The organism is Clostridium chrysemydis (assembly GCF_015234215.1).
Taxonomy (GTDB): domain Bacteria; phylum Bacillota; class Clostridia; order Clostridiales; family Clostridiaceae; genus Clostridium; species Clostridium chrysemydis.
In genome coordinates, this window is the sequence record NZ_JADEKP010000001.1 from 169,467 (window position 1) to 196,035 (window position 26,569).

Annotated in this window: 25 protein-coding genes and 1 tRNA gene; 21 read left to right on the forward strand and 5 right to left on the reverse strand. The window is 27.7% G+C overall.

The window, feature by feature from the left end; translation table 11 throughout:
- Positions 1-53 precede the first annotated feature (53 nt).
- On the forward strand, positions 54-593 hold the full coding sequence (locus tag INR60_RS00805; protein ID WP_194189571.1) for a 2'-5' RNA ligase family protein: 540 nt from the start codon (positions 54-56) through the stop codon (positions 591-593).
- Between the two features lie 105 nt (positions 594-698).
- Entirely contained in the window at positions 699-866 is a 168-nt protein-coding gene (locus tag INR60_RS00810; RefSeq protein WP_194189572.1) for a hypothetical protein, read from the forward strand.
- A gap of 51 nt (positions 867-917) precedes the next feature.
- Here INR60_RS00810 and INR60_RS00815 read toward each other — a convergent pair whose 3' ends face one another.
- Positions 918-1,472 (reverse strand): restriction endonuclease, encoded by a 555-nt coding sequence (locus tag INR60_RS00815; protein WP_194189573.1) that lies wholly within the window; start codon positions 1,470-1,472, stop codon positions 918-920.
- Positions 1,473-1,568: 96 nt separating this feature from the next.
- On the opposite strand from INR60_RS00815, the gene INR60_RS00820 reads away from it, so the two are divergent.
- Positions 1,569-2,822 carry an alkaline phosphatase family protein gene (locus tag INR60_RS00820; protein WP_194189574.1) on the forward strand — a complete coding sequence of 418 codons (1,254 nt, stop codon included), beginning with the start codon at positions 1,569-1,571 and terminating at the stop codon, positions 2,820-2,822.
- 33 nt (positions 2,823-2,855) lie between these two features.
- On the opposite strand, the gene INR60_RS00825 is transcribed toward INR60_RS00820, so the two are convergent.
- Positions 2,856-3,923, reverse strand: a complete 1,068-nt coding sequence (locus tag INR60_RS00825; protein WP_194189575.1) for an NAD(P)H-dependent flavin oxidoreductase — start codon at positions 3,921-3,923, stop codon at positions 2,856-2,858.
- A 141-nt stretch (positions 3,924-4,064) separates the two neighbouring features.
- On the opposite strand from INR60_RS00825, the gene INR60_RS00830 reads away from it, so the two are divergent.
- The 3 genes from INR60_RS00830 (at position 4,065) to INR60_RS00840 (ending at position 5,291) form a co-directional block, all read left to right on the forward strand.
- Positions 4,065-4,140: transfer RNA gene (locus tag INR60_RS00830), tRNA-Trp, on the forward strand.
- 257 nt (positions 4,141-4,397) lie between these two features.
- Positions 4,398-5,000, forward strand: coding sequence for a hypothetical protein (locus tag INR60_RS00835; RefSeq protein ID WP_194189576.1), 603 nt, complete (start codon positions 4,398-4,400; stop codon positions 4,998-5,000).
- A gap of 126 nt (positions 5,001-5,126) precedes the next feature.
- Complete coding sequence (locus tag INR60_RS00840) at positions 5,127-5,291, forward strand: alpha/beta-type small acid-soluble spore protein (RefSeq protein WP_194189577.1); 165 nt, start codon at positions 5,127-5,129, stop codon at positions 5,289-5,291.
- A gap of 377 nt (positions 5,292-5,668) precedes the next feature.
- On the opposite strand, the gene INR60_RS00845 is transcribed toward INR60_RS00840, so the two are convergent.
- Positions 5,669-6,445: a transposase-like zinc-binding domain-containing protein gene (locus tag INR60_RS00845; protein WP_194189578.1), complete on the reverse strand. Its 777-nt coding sequence runs from the start codon at positions 6,443-6,445 to the stop codon at positions 5,669-5,671.
- A gap of 327 nt (positions 6,446-6,772) precedes the next feature.
- On the opposite strand from INR60_RS00845, the gene INR60_RS00850 reads away from it, so the two are divergent.
- The 9 genes from INR60_RS00850 (at position 6,773) to INR60_RS00890 (ending at position 18,461) form a co-directional block, all read left to right on the forward strand.
- The gene (locus INR60_RS00850; RefSeq protein ID WP_194189579.1) at positions 6,773-7,903 is read left to right on the forward strand and encodes a metallophosphoesterase family protein; all 1,131 of its coding nucleotides are present in this window, start codon (positions 6,773-6,775) and stop codon (positions 7,901-7,903) included.
- A complete protein-coding gene (locus tag INR60_RS00855) occupies positions 7,893-10,637 on the forward strand; it encodes an AAA family ATPase (protein ID WP_194189580.1) in 2,745 nt (914 codons plus the stop codon). The genes INR60_RS00850 and INR60_RS00855 overlap by 11 nt, the downstream gene beginning before the upstream one ends.
- A gap of 76 nt (positions 10,638-10,713) precedes the next feature.
- Positions 10,714-11,613 (forward strand): metal ABC transporter solute-binding protein, Zn/Mn family, encoded by a 900-nt coding sequence (locus INR60_RS00860; RefSeq protein ID WP_194189581.1) that lies wholly within the window; start codon positions 10,714-10,716, stop codon positions 11,611-11,613.
- 191 nt (positions 11,614-11,804) lie between these two features.
- Positions 11,805-13,616, forward strand: a complete 1,812-nt coding sequence (locus INR60_RS00865) for a MutS-related protein (protein WP_338014992.1) — start codon at positions 11,805-11,807, stop codon at positions 13,614-13,616.
- 24 nt (positions 13,617-13,640) lie between these two features.
- Positions 13,641-14,552, forward strand: coding sequence for a 3'-5' exonuclease (locus tag INR60_RS00870; RefSeq protein ID WP_194189582.1), 912 nt, complete (start codon positions 13,641-13,643; stop codon positions 14,550-14,552).
- 29 nt (positions 14,553-14,581) lie between these two features.
- Complete coding sequence (locus INR60_RS00875; RefSeq protein ID WP_194189583.1) at positions 14,582-14,998, forward strand: CBS domain-containing protein; 417 nt, start codon at positions 14,582-14,584, stop codon at positions 14,996-14,998.
- A 241-nt stretch (positions 14,999-15,239) separates the two neighbouring features.
- Positions 15,240-15,506 (forward strand): metal-sensing transcriptional repressor, encoded by a 267-nt coding sequence (locus tag INR60_RS00880; RefSeq protein WP_194189584.1) that lies wholly within the window; start codon positions 15,240-15,242, stop codon positions 15,504-15,506.
- 25 nt (positions 15,507-15,531) lie between these two features.
- Positions 15,532-18,222, forward strand: a complete 2,691-nt coding sequence (locus INR60_RS00885; protein WP_420797475.1) for a heavy metal translocating P-type ATPase — start codon at positions 15,532-15,534, stop codon at positions 18,220-18,222.
- 32 nt (positions 18,223-18,254) lie between these two features.
- Positions 18,255-18,461: a heavy-metal-associated domain-containing protein gene (locus INR60_RS00890; protein ID WP_194189586.1), complete on the forward strand. Its 207-nt coding sequence runs from the start codon at positions 18,255-18,257 to the stop codon at positions 18,459-18,461.
- 226 nt (positions 18,462-18,687) lie between these two features.
- Here the strand turns inward: INR60_RS00890 and INR60_RS00895 are convergent, their stop codons facing one another.
- Positions 18,688-19,239, reverse strand: a complete 552-nt coding sequence (locus INR60_RS00895; RefSeq protein WP_194189587.1) for a hypothetical protein — start codon at positions 19,237-19,239, stop codon at positions 18,688-18,690.
- Between the two features lie 170 nt (positions 19,240-19,409).
- Here INR60_RS00895 and rpsA point away from each other — a divergent pair, with 170 nt between their 5' ends.
- From rpsA to INR60_RS00910, 3 genes are all read left to right on the forward strand, one after another.
- Positions 19,410-20,588 carry a 30S ribosomal protein S1 gene (gene rpsA / locus INR60_RS00900; RefSeq protein ID WP_194189588.1) on the forward strand — a complete coding sequence of 393 codons (1,179 nt, stop codon included), beginning with the start codon at positions 19,410-19,412 and terminating at the stop codon, positions 20,586-20,588.
- Positions 20,589-20,657: 69 nt separating this feature from the next.
- Positions 20,658-21,266, forward strand: coding sequence for a class I SAM-dependent methyltransferase (locus INR60_RS00905; RefSeq protein WP_194189589.1), 609 nt, complete (start codon positions 20,658-20,660; stop codon positions 21,264-21,266).
- 93 nt (positions 21,267-21,359) lie between these two features.
- Complete coding sequence (locus INR60_RS00910; protein ID WP_194189590.1) at positions 21,360-21,719, forward strand: hypothetical protein; 360 nt, start codon at positions 21,360-21,362, stop codon at positions 21,717-21,719.
- Positions 21,720-21,766: 47 nt separating this feature from the next.
- Here the strand turns inward: INR60_RS00910 and pyk are convergent, their stop codons facing one another.
- Positions 21,767-23,185: a pyruvate kinase gene (gene pyk, locus INR60_RS00915; protein WP_194189591.1), complete on the reverse strand. Its 1,419-nt coding sequence runs from the start codon at positions 23,183-23,185 to the stop codon at positions 21,767-21,769.
- 173 nt (positions 23,186-23,358) lie between these two features.
- Here pyk and INR60_RS00920 point away from each other — a divergent pair, with 173 nt between their 5' ends.
- From INR60_RS00920 to INR60_RS00930, 3 genes are all read left to right on the forward strand, one after another.
- Entirely contained in the window at positions 23,359-24,810 is a 1,452-nt protein-coding gene (locus tag INR60_RS00920) for an aminoacyl-histidine dipeptidase (RefSeq protein WP_194189592.1), read from the forward strand.
- Between the two features lie 199 nt (positions 24,811-25,009).
- Positions 25,010-25,759, forward strand: a complete 750-nt coding sequence (locus INR60_RS00925) for an SPOR domain-containing protein (protein ID WP_194189593.1) — start codon at positions 25,010-25,012, stop codon at positions 25,757-25,759.
- Between the two features lie 217 nt (positions 25,760-25,976).
- Positions 25,977-26,546, forward strand: coding sequence for a Maf-like protein (locus INR60_RS00930; RefSeq protein WP_194189594.1), 570 nt, complete (start codon positions 25,977-25,979; stop codon positions 26,544-26,546).
- Positions 26,547-26,569 lie beyond the last annotated feature (23 nt).

Consider the following 26,569-nt stretch of genomic DNA (forward strand, 5'->3'; position numbering starts at 1 on the left):
AAAATATTGTTAAGAAGCATCTTAGGGTTTGTAGAATTAAAGGAGGGATAAGTATGTATGCTGTAGATTTGTTTTTAGATGAGAAATCGTCGGAATACATAAAGAGTATATGGAGAGAACTATCAAAAAATAAAATTGGATCAGGGCTTGATAACGTGAAGCTTTTAGAGCCTCATATAACCCTTGCAATTTATGATGAAATTAATAATTTAGATGATTTTATAAATAGATTACGTGATTTTTCTAAAGGTTTAAAGAGTATGAAAAGTAGGTTTGACATTTTAGGATCATTTCCAACTACAGGAACTTGTTTGATTTCGCCTATGATAACAGAAGAGATTTTAAGCATGCATAGGGATTTTTATAAAGTTATGAAAGATTATGATTATAGTGCACGTGAATTTTATAAACCAGAAAGATGGAATCCTCATTGCAGCTTAGCTAGTGGTCTTAGCTTAGAAGAACTAAAAAAGGTATTAGACTACGCTTTAAATGTGTTTGTTCCTTTTGAAGGGGCATTTTATGGTATAGGTTTATATGATTTAAAAACTGATAAGCTTGGAAAAGTTATAAAAAGTAAAAGGTTATTTTAAATCTATCAATCAATTAAGACTAATTTAAGAATTATGTGAAATAAATCTAGTATAATAGTATATAATTATTAGTAAGAGTAGTTTGTTTGTTAGGGGTGAAGATTGGTGGAAGATTTAAATAAAGAAGATGAACTTAAAATAGAAGAAGATATAAAAAGAACTAAGAAAAAAATGAGGATTGCATTGATAGTTATGGTCGTAGCCCTTATAGTTTTAGGATTCTTTTTATATAATACATCAGGACAAATTTTCTCAAAGATAATGGGAAGTTAAAATAATTAGGCAATGAAAAAATAAATTTAATTTATTTTTCCATTGCCTTTATTATATTGTTACATTTATTTCGTAATCTTCAGAGTTTTCTTTAGCTTCTAAAAGTCTAGAAATCCCTTCCATATCTATTATAGTTAAAGTAAAATCAGTATTTGAATTAATTGATTTTATATAATCTTTTGCAGCTTCACTAACGGATCCTATAGTTATTATAATGCCTTCTTTAACATTATCTGAAACCATAGCGCCAATTAGGCTTTGACAAGGGTCTAACCCTATAGTTAAAGTGTCTTCTTTTATATTCCTTTTACATTTTACATAGATCTTTTCAGAATCTAAAGTATTTAATATAAAATCTGCACCGCTAGAAAGATCAGAGTAAGGATCTTCTATACTTAATATATTAGAATTCCCGTCAAATAACCATTTACAAAAGCCTTCGAATTCAAATCTAGATAGTTTGTTTATATTTTCTTTTTTAACTTTCAAAGAAAAATTATAATTTTGCTCTTTATATTTAGTAAGCCTATTTAAAATAGGGTATATAGCCTTTAATAGCATCATAAATGCTATAAATAATAAAATAAATTTAAGTGAACTAAACATAAAACACCTCCCTTATAAAAGATTATTGACAAAAAGTTGGAATTTAATCATTTACTTAGATATAATAATAAGAAGTATTTTAGTGGGGTGATATTTATGATAAATAAAAGGTCTTTTTCTAAAGTAAGCGAAAGATACAAAGATTCTTTAGTATTAAAAAGTGAAGAGGAGTATTTGTTTTCTAATATATTTAATTCTATAAAAAGATTATTTGGTGAAAGTGAAAATACCTTAAAAAATCTTCCTTTAGATACAATAAATAATTACAAATCAAAGCCAAACAAAGTTCTATTCTTTTTAGTTGATGCCTTCTCTTATGAATTTTACGATTTATATAAAGAGGATTTTAAAAGCTTTAAAACTATAGAAAAAGAAGGAGTAGTATCTAAAATTTTAGCACAATTCCCGTCATCTACTACAGGAGAAATTACAACTGCCCTTACAAACATGCCGGTGCATGAGCACGGTATTTATGAGTGGTATTATTATGAAAAGTTTTGTGATAATAATATAACTGCATTTTTATTTAAAGAAACTGAAAGCGATATTTATGAAAATTTAGCTAATAAGGGAATAAAACCAGAAGATTTTTTACCAAAAGAAAGTTTCTTTAAAGAACTTAAAAGTTTAAATGTTAAATCAAATGCATATCAACCAAACTATATAAATGATAGTACTTATAGTAAGTATATGTTTAGATACGCTAAGCTAAATGATTATAAAAATTATGATGAATTATTTAAAATGTTAGAAACGGATTTAAGAAAAGATGATGAAAAGGAATATTATTATGTTTATATTCCAAACATAGATTCAATAGGGCACAAATACGGACCTAAATCCTTAGAGTTTAAATCGGAAATAAATAAATTATTTAAAGAGTTTGATAAATTCTTTATAAATATAAAAGATTTAAATCTAATAGATATAATAATTTCAGCAGACCACGGACAAATAGAAGCTGATTTATCAAAAATGATTTATTTAGATAAAGAAGTTAAAAATATAGAAAGATTTTTAAAGAAAAATAAAAAAGGAGATATCTATTCGCCTTGTGGGTACGTAAGAGATTTATTTTTACATGTAAAAGAGGATAAATTAGAAGAACTTAAAGATATACTTAGTAAAAAGCTAAAAGATAGAGCATTAGTTCTTACTATAGATGAATTATCAGGACTAGGTGTATTTCCGTATATAAGCGATAGGTTTTATGATAGAGTAGGAAATTTAATTATAATTCCTTTAGATAATAACACGGTTTGGATGTATGAAAGCTTTAATCAAAAAGGAGTTCATGGCGGTTTAAGTAAAAGTGAAATGGAAATACCATTTTTATATTATAGTAAATAAAAAAATCAGTAGGAGGCTTCCTACTGATTTTTTCTAAGCTTCTTTTAATTCTGATTCAAGTTCAAGCATTAAATCTTTAACAGAAACTATTTCTTTTATTTTGTATGCATTTTCACCACAGAAGATAAGTCCATTATCTAAATCACCTTTAACTGAATTAATTAAAGCTTGAGTTATGCAATAAGGAGTATCAGCTGGGTTACAAGGTGTTAAGCAGTTATAACACTTTTGAACTTTGATATTTCCAAGGTTAGTTTTATCTACGAATTTATTTAAAATTGCACGGCCTGGCATTCCGACAGGACTTTTCACTAAGCCAATATCATTCTTTTTAGACTCTACGTAAGCATTTTTAAATTCTATAGAAGCATCACATTCGTGGGTAGCTACAAATCTTGTAGCCATTTGAACTCCGCTAGCCCCTAAAGATAGATATTTAGATATATCGTATCCGCTGTAAACTCCACCAGCTACAACAACAGGTATCTCTTTGTTGTATTTTGCTTCATATTCTTTTACGTGATTAACTATATCAACTACAGTTTGATCAAAGTTTTCAATATGATTAATTAAGTCATCCTTTTTAAAACCTAAGTGTCCGCCGGCTTTAGGCCCTTCTACTACTACTAAATCAGGTGCAACATCATCGTGTTTATCCCAAAGTTTTAATATAACCTTGCAAGCTTTTAATGAAGATACTATAGGAGCGATTTTTACGTCGCTTCCTTTACAAAGCTTAGGTAATTGAGTTGGCATACCTGCACCAGATATTATTAAATCAACTTTTGCATCGATTGCTGTTTTTACGTATTCTGCGTAGTTTTTAGTAGCAACCATTATATTTGCACCGATTATGCCGTTGTTACATTTTTCTTTTGCTATTTTTATATGTTCTTTTAAAGCTCTTAAGTTAGCTTCTAAAGGATTTATTTCAAAGTCATTTTCTTTATAACCAATTTGTGCTGAAGAAATTATTCCTATCCCGCCTGCGTTAGTAACAGCAGAGGCAAGTGATGATAAAGAAACTCCAACGCCCATACCTCCTTGTATTATAGGAAGTTTTGCGATTAGGTTTCCAATTTTTAAAGGTTTGAATTCCATTTTAAAACACCTCATCTATTTTGAATTTTAAATATTTTGATTATCAAAATATATTTTTAATTATAATCTAAAAAGAGAAATTAAACAACAAAAAGTTATTATTGACAGGCTAAAAATATTATGTTAAACTAACAGAGTCTTAGGGGTATGGCTCAATTGGTAGAGTAGTGGTCTCCAAAACCATTGGTTGTGGGTTCAAGTCCTACTGCCCCTGCCAAAAGCACTTAACATTTGTTAAGTGCTTTTTTTATCGTTAAATGACGAAAAAAGTAGAAATTTGAATGTGTTAATAGAATGTTCAAATTTTTTTTATTCACATTGATTAAAAAATTAAAAATATATGTATAAAATAAGTACGAATTATATATAAATAGCTTTAAAAAGCCTAAAAAGTAAAAAAATAATATAAAAAGTTAAAATTATATTAAAAAATATGTTATAATCTGAAATATAGAGAGCGGTAGGAGGAATAATATGTATAGGAAAAATATAAAAAAAATTGTGTTAATCACAATTTTGGTTATAGCTGTTTCTATAGGATTTACGACATTATATTTCGGATCAACGAAAACAGAAGCAGAGGGGAACGTTTCTAATGAAAGTTCACAAAGTAAAACGGATGATGTTAATGATGTAGTAAAGACGATAGTAGAAATGAATTATCAGCCTTTAACATCTATGGTAAAAGAAAACACTGAAAAAGGTTATGTTGTAATAGATGTAGATAAAGATACTATAACATGCAACCTTCACAGAATACTTGAAACTGCAAAAAATTTAAAAATAAAAATAACTTTTCTAAATAATGATGGTGTCTTTAATGAAGGAACATCTTTTTTCGAGTTAGTTGAAAAAGGTGGACATACTGTTTTACCACATTATATAGAAATTGAAGATATCTTAAATCAAAATAACGTTAAAATAATTAGAAATAATGATGATATTGAAAGTGTTGATAAAGAAGATGTTGCATTTGTTATTAATAGAGATAATATTAAAACAGATTTTGTAAAGCAATTATCAGATGAAGTAAAAAAATTAGAAGTCAAAGGATATCATTTTAAAGCTTTTGTTTAATAGAAATAGATTCTTTATATTCCATAAATTACTATGTATTGATTTTATCTAAGGAGAGATAATAAGAGTGTAAAGTAAATCAAAAGATTTACTTTAACAAAACCAATCGCAAAGGAGATGGACATTATGTCAAAGAACAAAGTTTTAGCAAACTTCAAAAACGAAGTAGCATCTGAACTAGGAGTACCATTCAAAGAGTACAACGGAGATTTAAGTTCTAAACAATGTGGATCTGTAGGTGGCGAAATGGTTAAAAGAATGGTAGAAAAATATGAGGATTCTCTAAAGTAGTTTGTAAGCATATAACGTTAGATATGTTTGTAAGCTGACTCGAAAGAGTTTTAGGGGAGAAATAAAGGGAAATTAGCTTTTATCTAAGCAATTAACCCAATATTTTTACTACCTACACATTCAAGGGAGGTGCTAAGAAGAAATGTATATTTCATCTTAGCACTTTTCTTTTGCTATAAATTAGGGAAAGGCAGTAAAATTTTATTATCTAGAGCTTAGTATATAAAATATTTTTATTTTATTTTTGTGAACTATGTGTTGTATGATATTGTGTGTACAAGTTGATTAATTCATGAATTTAAATATACAAAGCATTGAAAACATTATAAGTATATACTTATAGAGGCTTGTACTTAAAATTAAAAACTACATAGTATTTAGATGATTAGGGTTTTTAAAATATTATTGAATGAGAAGTTTTCACAATAAATATTTTCAAACACACAACTAAACCAACTGAAATATAGATCGTAATACTTTGTAGCAATCCCTTTGAATTTTTTTAGCCAACCTTTATGTGATAAATAAACGTTATTTAACTCAGTATAAACTTTCATCTTTAAATCTGAAGTAAGTTCAAGCTTTAAATTCTTATTAATATTAGTAGCAATAGTTCTAGAATATACATCAGTTCCAATTAAACTATTTGATACGTGAAAGGGAAATCTTTCTTTAAAATTATTCCTAGCTAAATGAAGATTGAATTTATTGTCTAACAAAATTTTTCCGGAAATATTATGTGTAAAAGATTTTGTGCAACATATTAAATGCTTTTTTCTTTTAGGACTATAAATTTTAGTTCCTTTTTTATTTTCCTTTATCCAATAAGTTTTTATTCCAATATTCACACCTATATTATCTGTTTTATTTTCTTTAATTATTTTTTTTAGTATCTTATGTCTCCAATAAAATGCAGTTTTTATATTGATTTTAAGGAGTTTAGAACATAATCTAATAGAATAACCTTCATCGAATAAATCTATGTAAGATGACCAAATTTCATCTGACTTTTTAGAGTAATAACTAACTGATTCATTTCTTTTAGAAAATGTTTTTAGACAATTTTTACATAAAAATCTTCTTTTATTTCTGTAAAAGCCATGTTTTCTAAAATTATCGGATTTACAGTGTGGACAGTAATTAATTTCTTTCATACTTTCACCTCCATTTTAAGATTATTGACATTATAAATTTACTTATTCAAATAAAATAAAAATAATGATTGTCTACACATTTTCGTAAAACATAAAGTTTTATAGATAAGGAAAAGTGATATTTTTATTGAATTATATATATAATTTGAGTTTATAAGATTGTATACACAATTATATGGAACACATATATTAGTTGTTTATAAATAACTTAATACAGATAAATAAACTCATTTGAAATGAAATATATCTAATTACTAAGTAATAGAAGATTTACATAAAAAAATATGGTAAACTGAGAACAGGAGTTCGTTAGAGGAGGAGTTTGATATGCAAAAAATTAAAATATTACATTCAGCAGATATACATTTTGATACTCCTTTTAAAGATTTTGATTTAAAGAGTGCAGAAAATAATAAAAGAGAGTTAAAAGAAGTATTTACAAGAATTATTAACATAGCAAATGAAAGAGATGTGGATATACTACTTTTAAGTGGGGATATATTTGATAATTATACTGTAAAAAAAGATACATTAACATTTATAAAAGAAGAAGTAGAAAGATTAAAGCGAGCAAGAGTTTTTATAAGCCCTGGTAATCACGATCCATATAATTTTAAATCTTTTTATAAATTAGTAGATTGGCCAAAAAATACTTACATATTTAAAGGAAAGATTGAAAAAGTAGTATTAGAAGATTTGAAAGTATGTGTATTTGGTGCGGCTTTTAATGAAAATTATGTGCATGAATCTATGCTAAAAGATTTAAATGTGGATGAAAATTACATTAATATAGGTGTTATTCATAGCGAAATTACTAAAGGAAATACTACAAATGAATATAATCCTATTTCTTTGAATGATATAGAAGAAAGTAACTTGGATTATTTAGCATTAGGTCACAGGCATAAATATGTTGGGGTTTTAAAAGAAGGGAAGACTAGCTTTGCTTATAGCGGGTGCCCTCAGGGGAGAGGTTTTGATGAACTTGATGAAAAAGGAGTGCTTTTATTAAATATAAGAAAGAATTTCGTAGAACATGAGTTTATTAAAACATGTATAAGAGAATATAAATCAGTTGATATAGATATAACAGGTGTTAAGAATTACATTCAACTTAAAAATAAGATTAAAGAAGAACTTGATGGCTTTAACACAAAATTAGATATATTTAAGATAAATTTAGTTGGAGAAATAGATTCTGATTTTAATATAGATGAAAACATATTAAAAGAAAGATTAAAAGATAACTTTTATTTTCTTAAAATAAAAGATAAAACAAAGGTTTCATTAAACTTAGATACTTTAGGAAGTGAGAATTCTATAAAAGGTATATTTGTAAAGAAACTTAAAGAATCAATGGAAGAAGCAGATGAAAATGAATTAGAAGTTATAAATTTAGCTTTAAAACTTGGACTATCTAGTCTTACAGAAGAAGAGGTGAATTTAGATGATTATTAAAAAAGCCATAATAAAAAATTTCGGAAAGATAAAAGATAAAGAAATAGATCTGAAAGATGGATTTAATATAATTTATGGTGAAAATGAAAAGGGGAAAAGTACTATAGAAAACTTTATAAAAGCTTGGCTTTTCGGCTTTTCAAATGTACGTGGAAATAAAAATAATCTAAGAAAAAAATATATGCCTTTTACTGGAGAAAAAATGAGGGGGGAACTTATAGTTTCTTTTGAAGGAAGGGAATATATCATAAAAAGAAGTTTTGGAAACACTAAAAAAGATGATGAATCAGTAATTTTAGATAGTTTAACCGGTGAGGAAATAAAAGAGATAAATAAAGATGCACCTGGAGAATATTTTTTAGAGATAAATGGAAATACATTTTCGAAAACGCTTTTTATACCTCAGCTTGGTGTACAAGTTTCAAAAGATAAAGATGAGCAAATAATAGAAAAAATTATAGATCTTTTCGGATGCGGCGAAGGAGAAGTATCTGTAGATAAAGCTATAGATAAACTTAAAGAAAATAGAAAAAGTATAACAACTACAAGAAAATCAGGTAGGCTTGATATACTTAAAAATAGATATAACTATGTTATAGAAGAGAGATATGAAAGCTACAATATAGCAGAAGAAAATTTAGAAAATGAAGAGATGCTTCTAAAAGAAAAAGAAAAGAAAGAAGTATTAAAAGAAGATATAAAAAAATTAGATCTTTATAAAAAGCACAATAAAAAGATGCAGCTTCAAAAAGAATATAAAGAAATTAGCACATACCTTAAAAAAAGCGAAGTTTTAAAAAGGGAAGAAGAAGAACTTAACAGAGATTTAGTTAAAGAAAATGGATCTATTACTATTTCATTTATTGATGAATTAGCTAGTGATAATAATAGGTATTTAGCTCTTTTAGACACTAAGTGTGAAAAAGATTTAGAACTTGAATCTCTTAAAGAAGAATATGAAAAAAACATTTCAGATGATAAAAGTTTTGAAGTTTTTGACTCTATGGATGACGGAATAAAAGAAAAATTAATTAAGCTTAATTTAGAACAGGAAACTTTAAAAGATAAAATTCTAAAAGGTGATGCTTTAAGAAAATCTGTAGAAGATGAAGAAATTAGGCTTAGTCAAAAAAAGAAATTCTTAGGGGATATCATTAAATTAAAAGATAGTAAAGATGAAATAAAAGATTTATTTAATCTTTATGAAGAAAGACTAAATATGCTTAAGAGTGCTATTACTAAAGCGCCAGATAGTGCAAAAATCAAAAATAATAAGGAAAAGGTTCGAAAAGAGAAGAATATTTCCGGGGGAATAATAATAATTTCAGTTTTAATAGCTATTTTAAATCTTTCTGTTTTAGGGGTAGGAGCTTTATTTTATATTATTTCTCTTATAGGTTTAGCTTTAGGGGGAGCGTTATTTATTAAATCTAATAAAGAATTAAATACTATAAAAGGTAAGGGTAAATTATTAGATGAAGTTGAATATTTAAATAAAGATATAAAAAATATAGAAGATAAATTAAATGGATATATGAATATTATAAACTGTAATAGTTATGAGAATCTTCTAAGGGCTATAAACTCTTTAAATAATTATTTAGCCTTAGAAGAAAAAACTTTTATAGTATTAGAAGAAAGAAGAAGAAATTTAAATGAATATGATGTGGTAGACCTTAGAGAAAAGTATCTTCAAAATTCAAAAGTTATAACTTCTATAATAAAAGTATCAGGTGCAAACAATATTGAGGAAGTTTATGAAAAATTAGATGCTTATAAAAAGATAAAAGATAATACTATTAATTTAGAAATACAAATTAAAACTAAGAGCGAAGAGCTAGATAGAATAAATTACGAACTTCAAAGCAAAGAAAAGAATATAAAAGAAAAACTTATATATATGAATATTGAAGGAATAAATTTAGTTAATCTAGACGTATATTTAAAAGATATTAGGGAAAAACTAAATAAAAAAAGTGATTTGGAAAATGCTTTAAAAGGTGTAGAAGAAACTTATAAGGTTTTATTAAAAGATAGGGATATAGATTCTATTAAAGAAGAACTAAAAGATATCCTTAATATAGACGGAGAGTATTCTTATAAAAATGAAGAAGATATAGAACTTGAAATAAGATTTAAATCTAACGAACTTATTGAAACAGAAAAAAGAATAAAAGATTTAGAAAATGAAATAAAAAGTAGTTTTTTAGGTAGAAGAGATATAAGTAGAATAGAAGAAGATTTAAATAATATAACAGAAGAGATATCTTCTTTAGAAATAAGGCTTAAAGCTATAGATTTAGCTATAGAAACTCTTTTAGTATCAGGTAGAGAAATTAAAAATAACTTCGGACCAACTCTTAACAAAAAGATTTGTGAAAATTTTAAAAAGCTAACTTCTGATAAGTATAAAGAAGTTAAATTAAATGATGATTACGGAATGATAGTTAGAGATTCAAGTGATATGTTTAATTCTGATTTTTTAAGCTGTGGTGCAAATGATCAGCTTTATTTAGCTCTTAGAATTGCATTTATTGAACTTATCTTTAAAAATGTTAAAGTTCCTGTTATTTTAGATGATACCTTTATACAATATGATGATATTAGAAGGAAAAATGCAATTAATCACATAATGCAAAAAGGATTCCAGCAAATAATATTATTTACTTGTCAAAAGATAGACATTAAAATAGCGAAAGAACTAGATTTAGAGTTTAATTATATTAGTATATAAAATTGACAAAGTTTCTAAATTATAATAATATTACACTATAGCAAATGCAAATCATATGCAAAAAGGAAGTGTAAGAGTGAAAAAATTTTTAAGCGTTTTATTTGTAGGAATATTAGCCTTATCCGCTGTAGGCTGTTCTTCAGATGGCAAAGATGCAAATTCTAACAAGACTGACAAAAAAATAAAAGTTGTTGCATCTATTTATCCATTAGAACAATTTACAAAGATGATAGGTAAAGATAAAGTAGAAGTTAAAACTTTAGTTGGGCCTGGGTTAGAGCCTCATGATTTTGACCTTAAACCACAAGATACTAAAGAGCTTATGGAAAGTAATATATTTGTATATAACGGATTAGATATGGAACACTGGGCTGACGATGTTATAAACTCTTTAAAATCTACTGATGTTAAGGTTGTTACAGCAAGTGAAGGAGTTAATACTAGAAAAGAAGGCGATACTGTAGACCCTCACGTTTGGTTAAGCTTAAAAGAAGCGGAAGTAGAAGCTAAGAATATTTTAAATGCTTTAGTAGAAAAGGACCCTTCAAATAAAGATTACTACGAAACTAATTATAAAGAATTAGTTAAAGAGTTTGATAATCTTTATAATGAATATAAACCTAAGTTTGAGAAACTTAAAAATAAAGATTTTATAACTAACCACGAAGCTTTTGGATACCTTTGTAGAGAATTTGGATTAACTCAAAAATCTGTAAGTGGTATCTTCCAAGAAGGAGAACCTACACCTCAAAAGTTACAAGAACTTGTAAACTACTGTAAAAAGAATAATATTAAAGTTATCTTTTCAGAATCTACAGCAGAACAAAAAACTTCTGAGACTTTAGCAAAAGAAGTAGGGGCAAAGGTTCAAAAAATTTATACTCTAGAAAGTGAGCAAGATTCTAAAACATATCTTGAAGCTATGAAGTATAATCTAGAAACTATTTATAATAGTTTATTAGAAGAAAATAAGTAAGATATGAGGACTCAGAAAAAGGATACTTTAATCCGTTTCTGAGTTTTTCTTTTAATTTATTTATTTAATAAAGATACTCAAATTAAAAACTTAAGAAAATATAAAAAGGATTAATTTTGAGTTATATTAGATTAAATTTATAAAGAAAATAAGGGTTTTATGATATAATAATTACATAATATGGTTAGGAGGTGCTTTTTATTAAGGCTTTAGAATTTTACACAGAAAACATAGAAAAAGCAAAAAAAGATATAAAAGAATTAGATAAAAAAATTAGTTTAATAGGTTGGATTAGACTTTTAATAGTTATAGGAATGGTATACTTTGGCTATAAATTTTTCAAATCTAACAATGTGACGCTTTTGGTTATAAGTGAAGTTATAATAATATGTATTTTAGCTTCAGTAGTTTTATATCATACAAAACTTATGAATAAAAAAAGAAAGCATAATATATTTATAGATATAAATAAAAGAGGAATAGATCGAGTTAATGGCGAGTTTAAAAACGTCGTAGATAATGGAAGCGATTTTATTGACGATACTCATGCTTTTTCATCTGATTTAGATATATTTGGAAAAAACTCACTATTTGCATTAATAAATGATACTACTACAAAAGGTGGTAGGGATAGACTTTCAAAAGAATTAACTTTAGATAGTTTTAAAGATATAGAAAGCTTAAAAGAAAAGAGCAAAGGGATAAAAGAACTTAGTGAAAAAGCTTCTTGGAGACAAAATCTTAGAGTAAACGGTATTTATAATTTTAAAAATACTAAAAAGGAAATAAATGAAATTGAGGCTTTAAAGGATTTTTCAAAAAGTGAAGTTAAAAGGAATAAGTTAAGCAAACTTATAGCATATTTGATGATTGCATTTAATGCTTTAAGTATTATAGCATCTATTACTTCTATAATCCCTTTAACTTATTTGATTTTGGTTTTAATAATTGATTACGGAGTAGTTACAGCTTTAACTAAAAAGAAAAAAGAGGAACTTGTTATCTTTAAAGATTTAAAAAACACTATAAAAATATATGCAGATGCTGTTAGCTTAATCGAAGAGGAAGAGTTTAAGTCTTCTTATATAAATAAGATAAAAGATAAACTAAAAACGAATTCTAATATATCTGCAAAGGCAGAAATGAAATCATTAGCTAGTCTTTCAGAGTGGGTTGGAGACAGTACTAGTAATGCATTTTATTTGGTTTTAAATATATTATTTTTCTTAGATGTTTTTATTATAGAAAACTTAGAAGCTTGGAAAGAGAAAAATGGTAAACATCTAGAAGATTGGCTATCAGTAGTTAGTGAAATAGATGCACTTTCAAGTATATCTAATCTACATTTTGATAACGAAACTTGGGTTTTCCCAGAGATAGTAAAAGAAAAGGTAGTTGTAGCTAAAGAAGTAGGGCATCCTCTAATAGGAAATAGAGCAGTTAGGAATGATTACTCATTAGATAATGGTAAAATGGTAACATTAATTACTGGTTCTAATATGTCTGGTAAAAGTACTTTTTTAAGAACTATAGGCTTGAATTTAGTGTTATCTTATATTGGAGCGCCTGTTTTTGCAAGGGAATTTAAATGCGGAAGATTTAATGTTAGTACTTGTATGAGAACTAAAGATAACTTAGAAGAAAGCATTTCTTCTTTCTACGCAGAAATTCTTAGAATAAAACTTTTAATAGAAAAGACAGAAAAAGGAGAAGATGTTTTCTTCTTATTAGATGAAATATTTAAAGGAACAAATTCAGAAGATAGACATACAGGAGCTAAAGAACTCATAGCTCAACTTATGAAAGGTGATGCTAGAGGGATAGTATCAACTCATGATTTTGAGCTTTGTGATTTAGAAAAAGAAGATAAAAAAATTGAGAATTATAACTTTAGGGAATATTATGAAGATAATAAAATAAAATTTGATTATAAGCTTAGAAAAGGAAGAAGCACTACTCAAAATGCTATTCACCTTATGAAACTAGCTGGAATTAAATTTTAAACTAAAGGGGAATGAGTGGGGAAAATGGGATATGTGATAATAGATTTGGAGTTTAATAATCTTCAAAATATAAGTAAGCATTACAATAATTTTTATGATAAATATAAAGAATTAAAAAATCCTGAAGTTGACAATGAAATAATTGAAATTGGAGCTATAAAGGTTGATAACTATATGAAGATAGAAGATAAATTTAAGCTTTATATAAAACCATCAATCTTTCCAGTTTTAAATCCAGAGATACGAGATATGACAAATATAAGGGAGAAGGATTTAGAAAATGGAGTTAGCTTTGTAAAAGGAATGGAAAAATTAAAAGAGTTTTCAAAAGGATATATAATCTGTTCTTGGGCTAAAGATGATATTATTGAGATAATAACAAACTCTCACTATCATAAGCATAATGACTTAAAGTGGATAGATAGATATATAGACCTTCAAGAATATGCAACAAATGTTTTAGGGTCTAAAAAATCTTTAAGTTTAAAATCAGCATTAACTATGCTTAAGATAAAAGTTGATCCGAATAAGCTTCACGATGCTTTAAATGATGCTCTTTATACAGTTTCTGTTTTTAAAAGTATATATAATTTTAGGGTTTTAAAAAATTATATAGTAAATGATATATATAATATGCCAGCTATAATGATTAAAGACCTTAGAAAAGTTAATTTAGATACAAATAAAGTTAAGTCAATTTGTCCTAAGTGTAAAGGAAATCTAGTTTTAGAAAGTGATTATATGCCTTTAAGGTGGAGATATATTTCAGTTGGGAAATGTTCTAAATGTAATTCTAGAATTTTAAATGAAATTGTCATCAAAAAGACACTAATTGGCGATATAATATATAGAGAAATAGGTAGTAGTATAAATGAGTGGGAATATTCTGACTACAGTTATAGGTTAGAAAAATATTTCTATAAATTAAAAGTATAGAAAAATTTATATAAAGGATAGGGATAAATATGAATATTGCATTTTTTCTTACGCCAAAAAATGAAGTAGTGTGTGAGAATTTAGAATCTACAATGAGACAAGTTATGGAGAGAATGGAGCATCACGGCTATACTGCCATTCCTTTATTAGACAAGCATGGAAGATATGTAGGTACTTTGACAGAAGGGGACTTACTTTGGAAACTTAAAAATACTCCGGAGTTAAATTTTAAAAACACAGAAAGTGTTAAAGTAAAAGATATAAAAACAAGAAGAGCACATAAAAGTGTATCTATTAATGCGAACATAGAAAGCTTAATATCACTTGCAGTTAATCAGAATTTTGTACCTGTAGTGGATGATGAAGGTATATTTATAGGTATAATAAAAAGAAGTGATATTATAAATTATTGTTATAAAGAAATGAAAAATGAAAAAATAGTTTAATTTTAAGAAGATGTCTAAATTTGATTTAGGCATCTTTTTTTATGAACAGTCAAGGATAAAAATTCTAGTTAGAATAAAATTGTAATTCAACATTTAAAACCAAAAGCTGTAATATATGTGATGATTGTAAATATTAAATATTTTAAATTAATAAATAAAAAAGTAGTTGACAATACATATCAATAAAAGTATTATAAAAATATAACACACCCCCCTGGGGAGGGGGTAAGGAGGATGTAAAATGAACGAAGACAAAAAGAAAGCAGTGCAAGCTTTGAAAACTTGCAGAGGACAAATAGATGGAATTATTAAAATGCTTGAGGACGGAAGATACTGCGTGGATGTATCAAATCAAATAATAGCAGCTCAAGGATTACTTAAAAAAGCTAACAAACATGTTCTAACTCAGCATATGCATAGTTGCGTTAGAGAGGCTTTAGATTCAGGCGAAAAAGATGCTAAGGTAGAAGAAGTTATTACTATCTTAAATAAACTTATCGAAAAATAGGAATTAGAACTAAAAGAGGAGGTAAATGATGAAAAGAAAATTTAATATAGAAAAGATGTCTTGTGCTTCTTGTGCAAGTAGAATAGAAAAAGTTGTTTCTAATATGGATGGAGTAGAAAAAGCTATAGTAAATTTAGCTACAGAAAAAATGGTAGTTGAATTTAATCAAAATATAATTTCAGAGAAAGATATAGTAGCAAAGGTAAAACAAATTGGATATGGTGCAAGCCTTATTGAAAATAGAGATATTAAAACAGAAAGTTTTGAAGTTACTGGAATGACTTGCGCATCATGTCAAGCGAGGGTAGAAAAAGTTTTAAATAAAATGCCAGGTGTAGATAAAGCAGTAGTAAACTTAGCTACAGAAAAAGCAACTGTAACTTACGATAAAAACATAGTTGAGGCTAAGGAGTTAGAAGATAAGGTTAAAAAAATAGGGTTTGGTCTTAAGGAAATAAGAGAAGAAAGTGATGGTTTCCTTAAAGTGAATTTTAAAATTAAAGGAATGACTTGTGCTTCTTGCCAGGCGAGAATAGAAAAGGTTGTAAGTAAGATACAAGGCGTAAAAGATGTAGTAGTAAATTTAGCTACAGAAGAAATGTCTTTAAAATATGATTCAAGAGAGGTTTCCATAAAAGACATAGAAGATAAAGTTAAAGGGATAGGATTTACTGCAGAAGTAATAGATGAGAATGATAAGGATAAAGAAAGAAATACAGTTAAAGAAAAAGTTAAATCTACAAAAACTAGAATGATATGGTCATTCATCTTTGCAATTCCTTTAATCTGCATTTCGATGGGTCCTATGATAGGTATAAAAGTTCCAAGTATAATAAGTCCTGATGTGAATCCTTTCAATTATGCATTTATACAACTTATATTAGCAACTGCTGTAATAATAGTTGGAAGAGAATTCTTTATTCATGGATTTAAGAATTTATTTAATTTAAGTCCTAATATGGATAGTTTAGTTGCACTTGGAAGTACAGCAGCTTGGATTTATGGTATATATGCACTTATAAAAATTGGTGAAGGTGAAGTTCACTTTGCTCACCATTTATATTTTGAAGCAGCAGGTATGATAGTTGCATTTATAAGTCTTGGTAAATACCTTGAAGCTATAACTAAAGGTAAAACTTCAGATGCTATGGGTAAACTTATGAACCTTGCACCAAAGACAGCGACAGTTATTATAGATGGAAAAGAAAAAGTTATTAGTGTTGATGATGTTAGGGTTTCAGATATAATTTTAGTTAAACCTGGTGAAAAGTTACCTGTAGATGGAGTTATAGTAGAAGGTAATACTACAGTTGATGAATCTATGCTTACAGGTGAAAGTATGCCAGTATCAAAAACTGTTGGAGACACAGTAGTTGGTGCAAGTATTAATAAACATGGAATGTTTAAATACAAAGCAACTAAAGTTGGAAAGGATACTGTTCTTTCTCAAATAATACATTTAGTTGAAGATGCACAAGGAACTAAAGCGCCTATAGCAAAACTTGCAGATGTTATCTCAGGATATTTTGTACCAGTAGTAATAACTATAGCTGTTTTTTCAGCACTTGCTTGGTATTTTATCGGGCATAAAGATTTAGAGTTTTCTTTAAATATACTAATATCAGTTTTAGTAATAGCATGCCCTTGCGCATTAGGTCTTGCAACCCCTACAACTATAATGGTAAGTACTGGTAAGGGTGCAGAAAATGGAGTATTAATTAAAAGTGGAGCTTCACTTGAAGAGGCACATAAAATAAATACTGTAGTCTTTGATAAAACGGGAACTATAACAGAAGGTAAACCAAAAGTTACAGATATAATTTCAAATGGATTTAAAGAAGATGAAATATTAAGACTTGTAGGAGCTTCTGAAAGGGGATCTGAACATCCTTTAGGTGAAGCTATAGTAAAAGAAGCGACAGAAATAAGAAATTTAACTTTACCAAAGATTGAAAAGTTTGATTCGATTCCAGGTGAAGGAATAGTAACTATAATTGAAGGTAAAAGTGTTATTGTTGGAAATAAAAAGATAATGGAAAGATACAAGGTATCTATAAAAGATTTAGAAGATGCAGCGCATAGTTTAGCAGTGATTGGAAAAACTCCTATGTATGCAGCTGTAGATAATAAATTAGCTGGGATTATAGCTGTATCAGATCCAGTTAAGAAAAATAGTAAAAAGGCTATAAAAGCTCTTCATAATATGGGAATAGAAGTAGTTATGCTTACAGGGGATAATGAAAAAACAGCAAAAGCTATAGCTAAAACTGTAGGTATTGATAGGGTTGTATCAGATGTATTACCAGAAGGTAAGGCAAATGTTATAAAAGAAATCCAAAATGAAGGTAAAAAAGTAGCTATGGTTGGTGATGGAATAAACGATGCACCTGCACTTGCAACAGCTGAGATAGGAATAGCTATAGGTTCAGGAACTGATGTTGCTATAGAATCTGCTGATATAGTCTTAATGAGAAGTGATATTTTAGATGTTGTCTCTGCAATTCAATTAAGTAGAGCTACTATTAGAAATATAAAAGAGAATTTAGGTTGGGCATTTGGATATAATGTTTTAGGAATTCCAGTTGCTATGGGAATATTATATATATTTAAAGGTCCGTTATTAAATCCTATGATTGGAGCTTTTGCTATGAGTTTAAGTTCAGTTTCAGTCTTATTAAATGCACTTAGATTAAAAAGATTTAAACCAAAATTTTAAATAAAATACTTTAAACAAAGGAGTGATATTTTATGTCAAAAATGATGATAAATATTGAAGGAATGAGTTGTATGCACTGCGTAAAAGGTGTAGAAAATGCTTTAGAAAAATTAAAAGATGTTAAAAGTTATAACGTAGAAATAGGTAAAGCTGAAGTTACAGGAGATGCATCAAAAGAAGAATTAAAAGATGCAATTGAAGATATTGGATTTGATGTTTTAGATATAACAGAGGAGTAGAAAAAAAGATGCTGCATTAGTTGTAGCATCTTTTTTTCTTTAAAATAACTTTAGAAAAATATTTAGTTTTTATCTTTTCCTTGAATTTCAGGAACTGGAATTTCTTTATTTTTCTTAGGAGGCACAAAGCGCTTACTTTCCCAAGAACTTCTTTGATCTTTTTTAGCCATAAAATCACCTCTGTAATACAAGTCTACAGATAAAGCTTTTGCATTTTAAATAAAGTTTATTCCTTTTCTAAGTCTTTTACATAATCATAAAATGCAATTTCTAAATCAATAGAAGAATCTAATGAGTCTGGAGGAGAGGCTTTTAATGAATCTTCAACATTTTTTATATATTTAAATAGCTCACCTTGGATGTTATTAAATTCTTTAATGTTTGTTTTAACTTCACTAATTTCGTTTTTATGGTATGAATTATAAGATTTATCTAATAGTTCTTGAAGTAGGTGAAGCTTTTCAGTTATAAATTTTTTATGAGTCTTTGAAACTAAACTTAGATTTTTATAAAAATCTATTTGTGTATCTATAATTAACCAGTTTTTGAAAGCTTTTTTAGCTAAAAGAGTATTATTCTTATTAAAGGCTAGATCGATTTTAATTCTTGAATTTTTATATTTTTCAATAGTCTCTACTATATTTGTATCAAGTTTATCTATTTTTGAGAATATAAAAGAAGCTTTTAATGAGATTTCATCTAATTCATCACTTAAATTAGATAGTTCTAAAAAATATTTTTTAGATCCGCTTTTAAGTAAAGAGTCTAATATCTTCAAATGTTATAACCTCCATGTCTTGATTTTATATTTATAATATATGAATAAAGGCCGTAAAGGTTTATACAAATAAAAGGATTATTGTAATAATCTATATAATGCCTTGTATAAATAAACATATTAGATTAAAATTAATATTGTGATTAAAACGATTTAAGGAGTGATATTAAATGACAAATGAAAACTCAATGAGTCAATTATTAGATGCTTATGATGTGAAAACAATAAGCAGGGGCGATGTTATAGAAGGTACTGTAATAGATGTCAATGAAAAAGAAGTTAAAGTTAATATAAATTATGCTTTCGATGGAGTTGTAACTAGAGGAGAATTAACAAAAGAAGAAATAAACCCTCTAGAAGTTGTTAAAGAAGGAGATAAAATTAATGTATTAGTTTTATCACCTAACGACGGAGAAGGATATGTATTACTTTCAAGAAGAAGAGTTGTAGAAAAAGAAGAGAGAGCTAAATTTAATGAAGAATTAAAAAAAGATAAAGAAATAGTATCTGAAGCTTTCAAAAATGGAACTAACTTAACTGTAGAAGTTAAAGATGAAATCAAAGGTGGAGTTGCGGCTTACTTTGGAAAGGTAAGAGTATTTATTCCAGGTTCTTTACTAAGTAGAGAAAAAGTTAAGTTTAAAGATTATGTAGGAAAAGACTTAGAAGTTAGAATAACTGAATTAGATTTTAAAAATAATAAAATCGTAGGTTCAAGAAAAGCTATAGAAGAAGAGATCTACCAAAAAGAGCAAGGAGAGATCTGGAACTCATTAGTAGAAGGTGAAAAAAGAAAAGGTGTAGTTAAAAATACTACTAAATTCGGAGCTTTCGTAGATATCGGTGGAGTTCAAGGATTAGTTCACATAAACGATTTAGCTTGGGAAAGAGTTAAGAGAGTTGAAGATATCGTTAAAACTGGAGACGAAGTTGAAGTCTTAGTAGCTTCTGTTGATAGAGATGCAAATAGAATTTCATTAGTTTTAAAAGAAAAATCAAATGAGCCTTGGACATTACACGGTGATTCAATTAAATCAGGTGATGTTTTAGATGGTAAAGTAGTAAAACTTAAAGGGTTTGGAGCTTTTGTTGAAGTTTTCCCTGGAGTTCAAGGGCTAGTTCACTTATCAGAAATAACTGATGAAAACATAGCTAAACCAGAAGAGGTTTTAAATGTAGGACAAAAAGTTAAAGTTAAAGTTTTAGATATAAACAAAGAAGATAGAAAATTATCACTTAGCATAAAAGAAGCTACAGAAAAGAGTAAAGAATACCAAGAATTCTTAAATAATGATGATGACGTTACTTTAGGAGAAGTATTTGGAAATCTAAAAGATATGTTTAAGTAATAAAAACAAAAAAGGATGTTTTACTATAAGAGTAAAACATCCTTTTTAAATATAAGGGGGGAGAAATTTATGGATTTTGATAAGGTAGCTAAAGTTTGGGATACAGATTATAGAGAAAAAAGAGGAGAAATAGTAGCCTCTGAGATATCTAAATTTTTAAATTCTAAAAAGGATAAAGTTGCATTAGAAATAGGATGTGGGACTGGACTTGTTTCATTAAACTTAAGTGATAGTTTTAAAGAATTAGATTTGATTGATAATTCAAAAGAAATGATAGAGGTTTTAACTGAAAAGATAAATTTAAAAGGAATAAAAAATATAAATCCTATAAATTGTAGTATAGAAGATTTAAAAGATTCTAAAAAATATGATTTTATATTTTCATCATTAGTTTTACATCATATAGATGATATTAAATTAATGCTTTCAAAAATAAAAAGTCTTTTAAATATAAATGGTAAGGTCTGTATAGTTGATTTTATAAATGATAATGGGGAATTTCATGCAGATGAGAAAGAGTTTAAAGGGCATAATGGATTTAATGTTAAGTTTTTAAAAGAAATAATTAAAGACTTAGGATTTAAAAACATAGAAAGTTATGATTTTTATAATGGAGTAAAAACAAACAGCATAGGAAAAGTTAAATATACTTTATTTATAATGTCATTTGAAATTTGATTATTTACTTACTTATAATGTATAAAAGCTTAAATTAAACTAATAATAAGGTTATGAAAATAAATTATTAATAAATTTAAAGGAGATGACCTTATGAAATTTAGTAAGATTATTAGCATAAGTTTATTAGCATTAGTTATAAGTGTACCTGTAGTTTCAAATGCAAAAGAATTAAAATCAAAAACAGGTGCTATATCACATAGTGGTATATATGTTAGTGGCTGTGGTTCTTATACTTCAGCTTGCACTATAGTAAATACCGAAGACCCTAAAGTTCAAAACGAATCTGCAAGAGTCCTTATTACATATCCTTTTGATTCTTGTGCAGCTTGCGATACAGGGAAAAGTTATTCTGTAGCGTATTATCAAGGTGGAGCTAATTTAAGCTATGAAGGAGAAGCGGTATCTTCAGACTTTAAGGGGATAGCAGGAGAAATATTAAGAGTTTACTAAAAACATAAAAATAAAGTCTATAGCAAAAGCTATAGACTTTATTTTTATTAAATTCTTTCTATTTTAAGCATATTAGTTCCGCCTACGTGTGTAGTTGGCATACCAGCTGCTACTATTATTTCATCACCTTTATTTACAAATGGGAATTTACTTGCGATCTTTTTAGCTTCTGATAAAATTTCATCAGTTGAGTTAAACATATCACATTTTGCAGGGAATACTCCAAAGTTTAAAGCAAGACCTCTCATAACTTCTTCGTATGGAGTTATTGCAATGATTGGTGCTTTAGGTCTGTATTTAGAAATAAGTCTAGCTGTTGCACCACTTTTTGTTGCAGCTACTATAGCTTCAGCGCCAACTATTGCAGAAGTTCTACAAGTTGAGTAACTAATTGCATCTGCATAAGCCATAGAACCTGGTTCTATATGGCTGTTTTTTAAGTGAGTGTAATCTAGGTTAGCTTCTGTTTCTTTAGCTATTTTTGCCATAGTTTTTGCAGCTTCTATAGGGAAGTTACCTGATGCACTTTCTCCAGATAACATTATTCCATCAGTTCCATCAAAAATTGCATTACATATATCACAAGCTTCCGCACGAGTTGGAAGTGGATTTCTTATCATAGAATCTAGCATCTGAGTTGCTGTTATTACTATCTTACCTTTTGCATTACATTTTCTTATGATGTTTTTTTGTATTATAGGAACTTGCTCTATAGGAATTTCAACTCCCATATCGCCTCTAGCAACCATAACCCCATCAGTTACATCTATTATTTCATCTATATTATCTACACCTTCGTGGTTTTCGATTTTAGCTATTATTTTAATATGTTCGCCACCATTATCTTTTAGAATTTTTCTTACATCTAATATGTCTGAAGCTTTTCTTATAAATGATGCAGCTATAAAATCAACGCCGTTTTGACAACCGAAGATTATATCTTCTTTATCTTTTTCAGTTATTGAAGGAAGATTTATAGAAACGTTTGGAACGTTAACTCCCTTGTGGTTTTTAATAGTGCCTGAAACTAAAGCTTTGCAGTTTATAGTTTTTCCTTGGACGTTTAAAATTTCAAAAGATAATAAACCATCATCAACTAATATAGTTCCGTGTGGTTTAACGTCTTTATATAAATCGTTATAAGTTATTGAACATCTATTATTATCTCCTAAAATCTCTTCACCGCATACAAAAGCGAAATTTTGTCCTTCAGTTAAGTCAACTCCATCATTTATGAAGTTGTGAGTTCTTATTTTAGGTCCTTTTATATCAAGAACTATTGCAGTTGAAGTTTTTTCTTCTTCTCTTAATTTTTTTATAAGGTCGATTTTTTCTTTGTGAGATTCGTGTGTACCGTGTGAAAAGTTTAGTCTTGCAGCACTCATCCCAATTTTAATAAATTCTCTTAAGACATCAGCATTGTCACTCGCAGGTCCAATGGTAAATATCATTTTTGTTTTTTGCATAATATCACCTCTCTAAAATTTTTTAATATTATCACTCTTATTTATTATGTGCAAATTATTCTTAAACTAAAGTTAAAATTTAATAACAATTTCATATAAGTTATAAGAATGTGATATACTAAAAATAATTACATTATAATTTTAACACAACTTAGAGGGAAGGATGATATAAAATGGAAATTTTAACAGAATTACAACCTTCTTTAGTATTTAAATACTTTGAAGAGATTAGCAAAATTCCAAGAGGATCAGGAGACGAAAAAAGAATTAGTGATTACTTAGTTTCTTTTGGTAAATCATTAGGCTTAGAAACTTACCAAGACGAGGCTTTAAACGTAATTATTAAAAAGCCAGCAAGCAAGGGGTATGAAAATGCACCTACAGTTATAATCCAAGGTCATATGGATATGGTTTGTGAAAAGAATAAAGGTACAGAACACGATTTTACAAAAGATCCTTTAGATCTTAGAATTGATGGAGACTTTGTTTACGCAACAGGAACTACTTTAGGAGCAGATAACGGAATTGCTATGGCTTATGGAATGGCAATTTTAGCTGATGATAATATAATGCATCCTGCACTAGAGTTATTATTAACAACTGATGAAGAAACAGGAATGAAAGGTGCTATGACATTAACTCGTGAACACGTTAATGGAGAAGTTCTTTTAAACCTTGACTCTGAAGTTGAAGGAGAACTTTTAGTAAGCTGTGCTGGAGGAGAAAGAATCCAAACTACTATAAAAGTAGAAAAAGAAGCTAAAAAAGATTCAGACGTTTCACTAGAAGTAAAAGTTAGAGGACTTAAAGGTGGTCACTCAGGTATGGAAATTCACAAAGGTCGTGGAAATTCAAACAAATTAATGGGTAGACTATTAAAATCATTAAAAGATAAATTTGAAATTAAATTAGTTCACTTAGAGGGTGGTTCTAAAAATAACGCTATCCCTAGAGAAGCTGATGTAATATTTACAGTTAAAAAAGAAGATTTAGAAAATGTAAAAGCTTTAATTAAAGAATTCGAAGGAATATTTAAGCACGAACTTAAAGTTTCAGATCCATCTGTTACTTTAGAAGTTACTGAAGCTAAAAATATTACAGAAAACTTTACATTAAAAGCTACATCTGATGTTATAGATGTGTTATACTTATATCCTAACGGAATAAATACTATGAGCATGTCAATGGAAGGATTAGTTGAAAGTTCAACTAACCTTGGAGTAGTTACAACTACAGAAGAAGGCGTAGTATTTGATAGTGCTGTTAGAAGTTCAGTTAAAAGTTTAAAAGATGAAATAACAAACAGAGCTAGAGCACTTACTGAATTAGCTTCTGGTGAATTTAAAGTAACTTCAAGCTACCCAGAGTGGGAGTACGATAGTGATTCAAAAATCAGAGGACTTTGCGTAGATGTTTACGAAAAAATGAATGGTAAAAAACCAGAAATCGTAGCAATTCACGCAGGAGTAGAATGTGGATTATTCAACGAAAGACTTGGAAACTTAGATATGATTAGTTTCGGACCAAATCTTTATGATGTTCATACTCCAAACGAACATATGAGTATAAAATCAGTTCAAAATGTTTGGGAGTACTTATTAGAAGTATTAAAAAACATTAAATAATTTGCTTGTAAAAAAAATATATATATAATCTAAACTTTTAGATATATAATATTTAGAAGTTTAAAGAGCTTTCTTAAAGGGAATTAGCCACCTTTTTGAAGGCTCTTTTTTCATTTAAATTTAATCTTCTTACGAATAATTAACTTTTAAAGCTAATATATATAAATTATAATATGTTAATTTTAAGGGGGGCTATAAAATGAGATACACAAGATATAACTATAGAAGAAATAAAAATAGAAATAACAACAAAGGGAACTTTGGCTTCTTATTTTTAGGTGCACTTTGTATAATTCTTGCAGTAGTAGTTGGTACACTTCTTAGACCATTAATATTTGGAGATGCTTATACAAATAGTGATAAAGGGGAAAAACCTGGAATTGAGGATGGGGCTAAAAAGGATGATGGAAAAGAGACTAGTGGTGGATCATCAAGTGATGCAAAAGAAAATGAAGGAAGTAAATCAAAAACTTTATATATGATCCAATGCGGATTATATAGCAAAAAAGAAGGAGCTGAATCCGTTTTAAACAAAATTCCTGAAAGCTTTAATAAATTCATAACTAAAGAAAACGATAAGTTTAGAGTAATTGCAGGTATTTATGATGAAGAAACTTCAAAATCTAAATGCGAAGAATTAAAAAGTAAAGATATTGAAAATGTTAGGATAAAAAGTGAGTTTAAAGAAAATGATAAAAATGAAGTAGCAATATTTACAATTGTTAAAGGATTTTCTGATATTTTAAATAAATTAGAAGAAAAAGATGTAAAAAGTATAAATATTGAAGAATTTAAAAAATTCACAAAAGAAATAGAAGCAGAAAACGACAATAAGGATATTTTAGAAATAAAAGAATATATTAATAAATTACCAAAAGATTTGGATAAAAAGGAAGCGTCAAAATCACTTGATTATATATATAAAATATTAATAAAACATAGAGTATAGCTTATTTCTTAAAAAAAAATTAAATATCGTGTGAAGGCTTAAAGATACTTGTTATAGCTGTGATAAAGTGATAAAATGTAGAAGGTGTAGTTAGCATTGTTTAAATATGTTATACTACACCTTAAATTGTGCAATAAATTACTAAAAAAAAGACATAAATTAATCGAATTTTGGTAATAATATGATAAAAGTGTTAATCAGAGAAGAGGTAAATTAAGTGAAGATAGTACTTGCATCTGGATCAGAAAGACGACAAGAATTACTTAAAAGAATAGTTGAAGATTTCTATATAAAGGTTAGCGACTTTGATGAAGCTTCTATTATCTACAAAGGTGACCCTAAAGAATACGTAGAGGAACTTTCAAAAGGTAAGGGAGAAGCGGTATCTAAAGAAGTTAATCCTGATAGTATAATAATTTCAGCAGACACAATAGTCGTTTACGAAAAAGAAATACTATTAAAACCTAAAGATTCTGAAGACGCATTTAAAATGCTGAAAATGCTTAGTGGTAAAACTCACAAAGTTTACACAGGAGTAACAGTTTTAAATAATCGCACTTTAAAAAGTATCACTAAAAGTTTTATTACTGAAGTAAAATTTTCAAAGCTCGATGAAAGTGACATTATAAAGTACATAGAATCTAAGGATCCCTTAGATAAAGCTGGAGCTTACGGAATTCAAGGAAATGCAGCAGTATTTGTTGAAAAAATAAACGGTTGCTATTATAACGTAGTAGGTTTACCTTTAAATGGACTTAGTAAAATGTTAAAAGAGATATTAAATTAGGGGATGGGCATAATAAATTCTTA

Excerpts from the sequence above, each read along its gene's own strand:
- INR60_RS00840 (WP_194189577.1), top strand. The coding sequence starts at position 5,127 with ATGTCAAAGAACAAAGTTTTAGCAAACTTCAAAAACGAAGTAGCATCT.
- INR60_RS00920 (WP_194189592.1), top strand. The coding sequence starts at position 23,359 with ATGGAAATTTTAACAGAATTACAACCTTCTTTAGTATTTAAATACTTT.
- INR60_RS00820 (WP_194189574.1), top strand. The coding sequence starts at position 1,569 with ATGATAAATAAAAGGTCTTTTTCTAAAGTAAGCGAAAGATACAAAGAT.
- INR60_RS00805 (WP_194189571.1), top strand. The coding sequence starts at position 54 with ATGTATGCTGTAGATTTGTTTTTAGATGAGAAATCGTCGGAATACATA.
- INR60_RS00870 (WP_194189582.1), top strand. The coding sequence starts at position 13,641 with ATGGGATATGTGATAATAGATTTGGAGTTTAATAATCTTCAAAATATA.
- INR60_RS00880 (WP_194189584.1), top strand. The coding sequence starts at position 15,240 with ATGAACGAAGACAAAAAGAAAGCAGTGCAAGCTTTGAAAACTTGCAGA.
- INR60_RS00890 (WP_194189586.1), top strand. The coding sequence starts at position 18,255 with ATGTCAAAAATGATGATAAATATTGAAGGAATGAGTTGTATGCACTGC.
- INR60_RS00885 (WP_420797475.1), top strand. The coding sequence starts at position 15,532 with ATGATGAAAAGAAAATTTAATATAGAAAAGATGTCTTGTGCTTCTTGT.
- pyk (WP_194189591.1), bottom strand. The coding sequence starts at position 23,185 with ATGCAAAAAACAAAAATGATATTTACCATTGGACCTGCGAGTGACAAT.
- INR60_RS00905 (WP_194189589.1), top strand. The coding sequence starts at position 20,658 with ATGGATTTTGATAAGGTAGCTAAAGTTTGGGATACAGATTATAGAGAA.
- INR60_RS00875 (WP_194189583.1), top strand. The coding sequence starts at position 14,582 with ATGAATATTGCATTTTTTCTTACGCCAAAAAATGAAGTAGTGTGTGAG.
- INR60_RS00925 (WP_194189593.1), top strand. The coding sequence starts at position 25,010 with ATGAGATACACAAGATATAACTATAGAAGAAATAAAAATAGAAATAAC.
- INR60_RS00850 (WP_194189579.1), top strand. The coding sequence starts at position 6,773 with ATGCAAAAAATTAAAATATTACATTCAGCAGATATACATTTTGATACT.
- rpsA (WP_194189588.1), top strand. The coding sequence starts at position 19,410 with ATGACAAATGAAAACTCAATGAGTCAATTATTAGATGCTTATGATGTG.
- INR60_RS00855 (WP_194189580.1), top strand. The coding sequence starts at position 7,893 with ATGATTATTAAAAAAGCCATAATAAAAAATTTCGGAAAGATAAAAGAT.
- INR60_RS00835 (WP_194189576.1), top strand. The coding sequence starts at position 4,398 with ATGTATAGGAAAAATATAAAAAAAATTGTGTTAATCACAATTTTGGTT.
- INR60_RS00845 (WP_194189578.1), bottom strand. The coding sequence starts at position 6,445 with ATGAAAGAAATTAATTACTGTCCACACTGTAAATCCGATAATTTTAGA.
- INR60_RS00815 (WP_194189573.1), bottom strand. The coding sequence starts at position 1,472 with ATGTTTAGTTCACTTAAATTTATTTTATTATTTATAGCATTTATGATG.
- INR60_RS00910 (WP_194189590.1), top strand. The coding sequence starts at position 21,360 with ATGAAATTTAGTAAGATTATTAGCATAAGTTTATTAGCATTAGTTATA.
- INR60_RS00825 (WP_194189575.1), bottom strand. The coding sequence starts at position 3,923 with ATGGAATTCAAACCTTTAAAAATTGGAAACCTAATCGCAAAACTTCCT.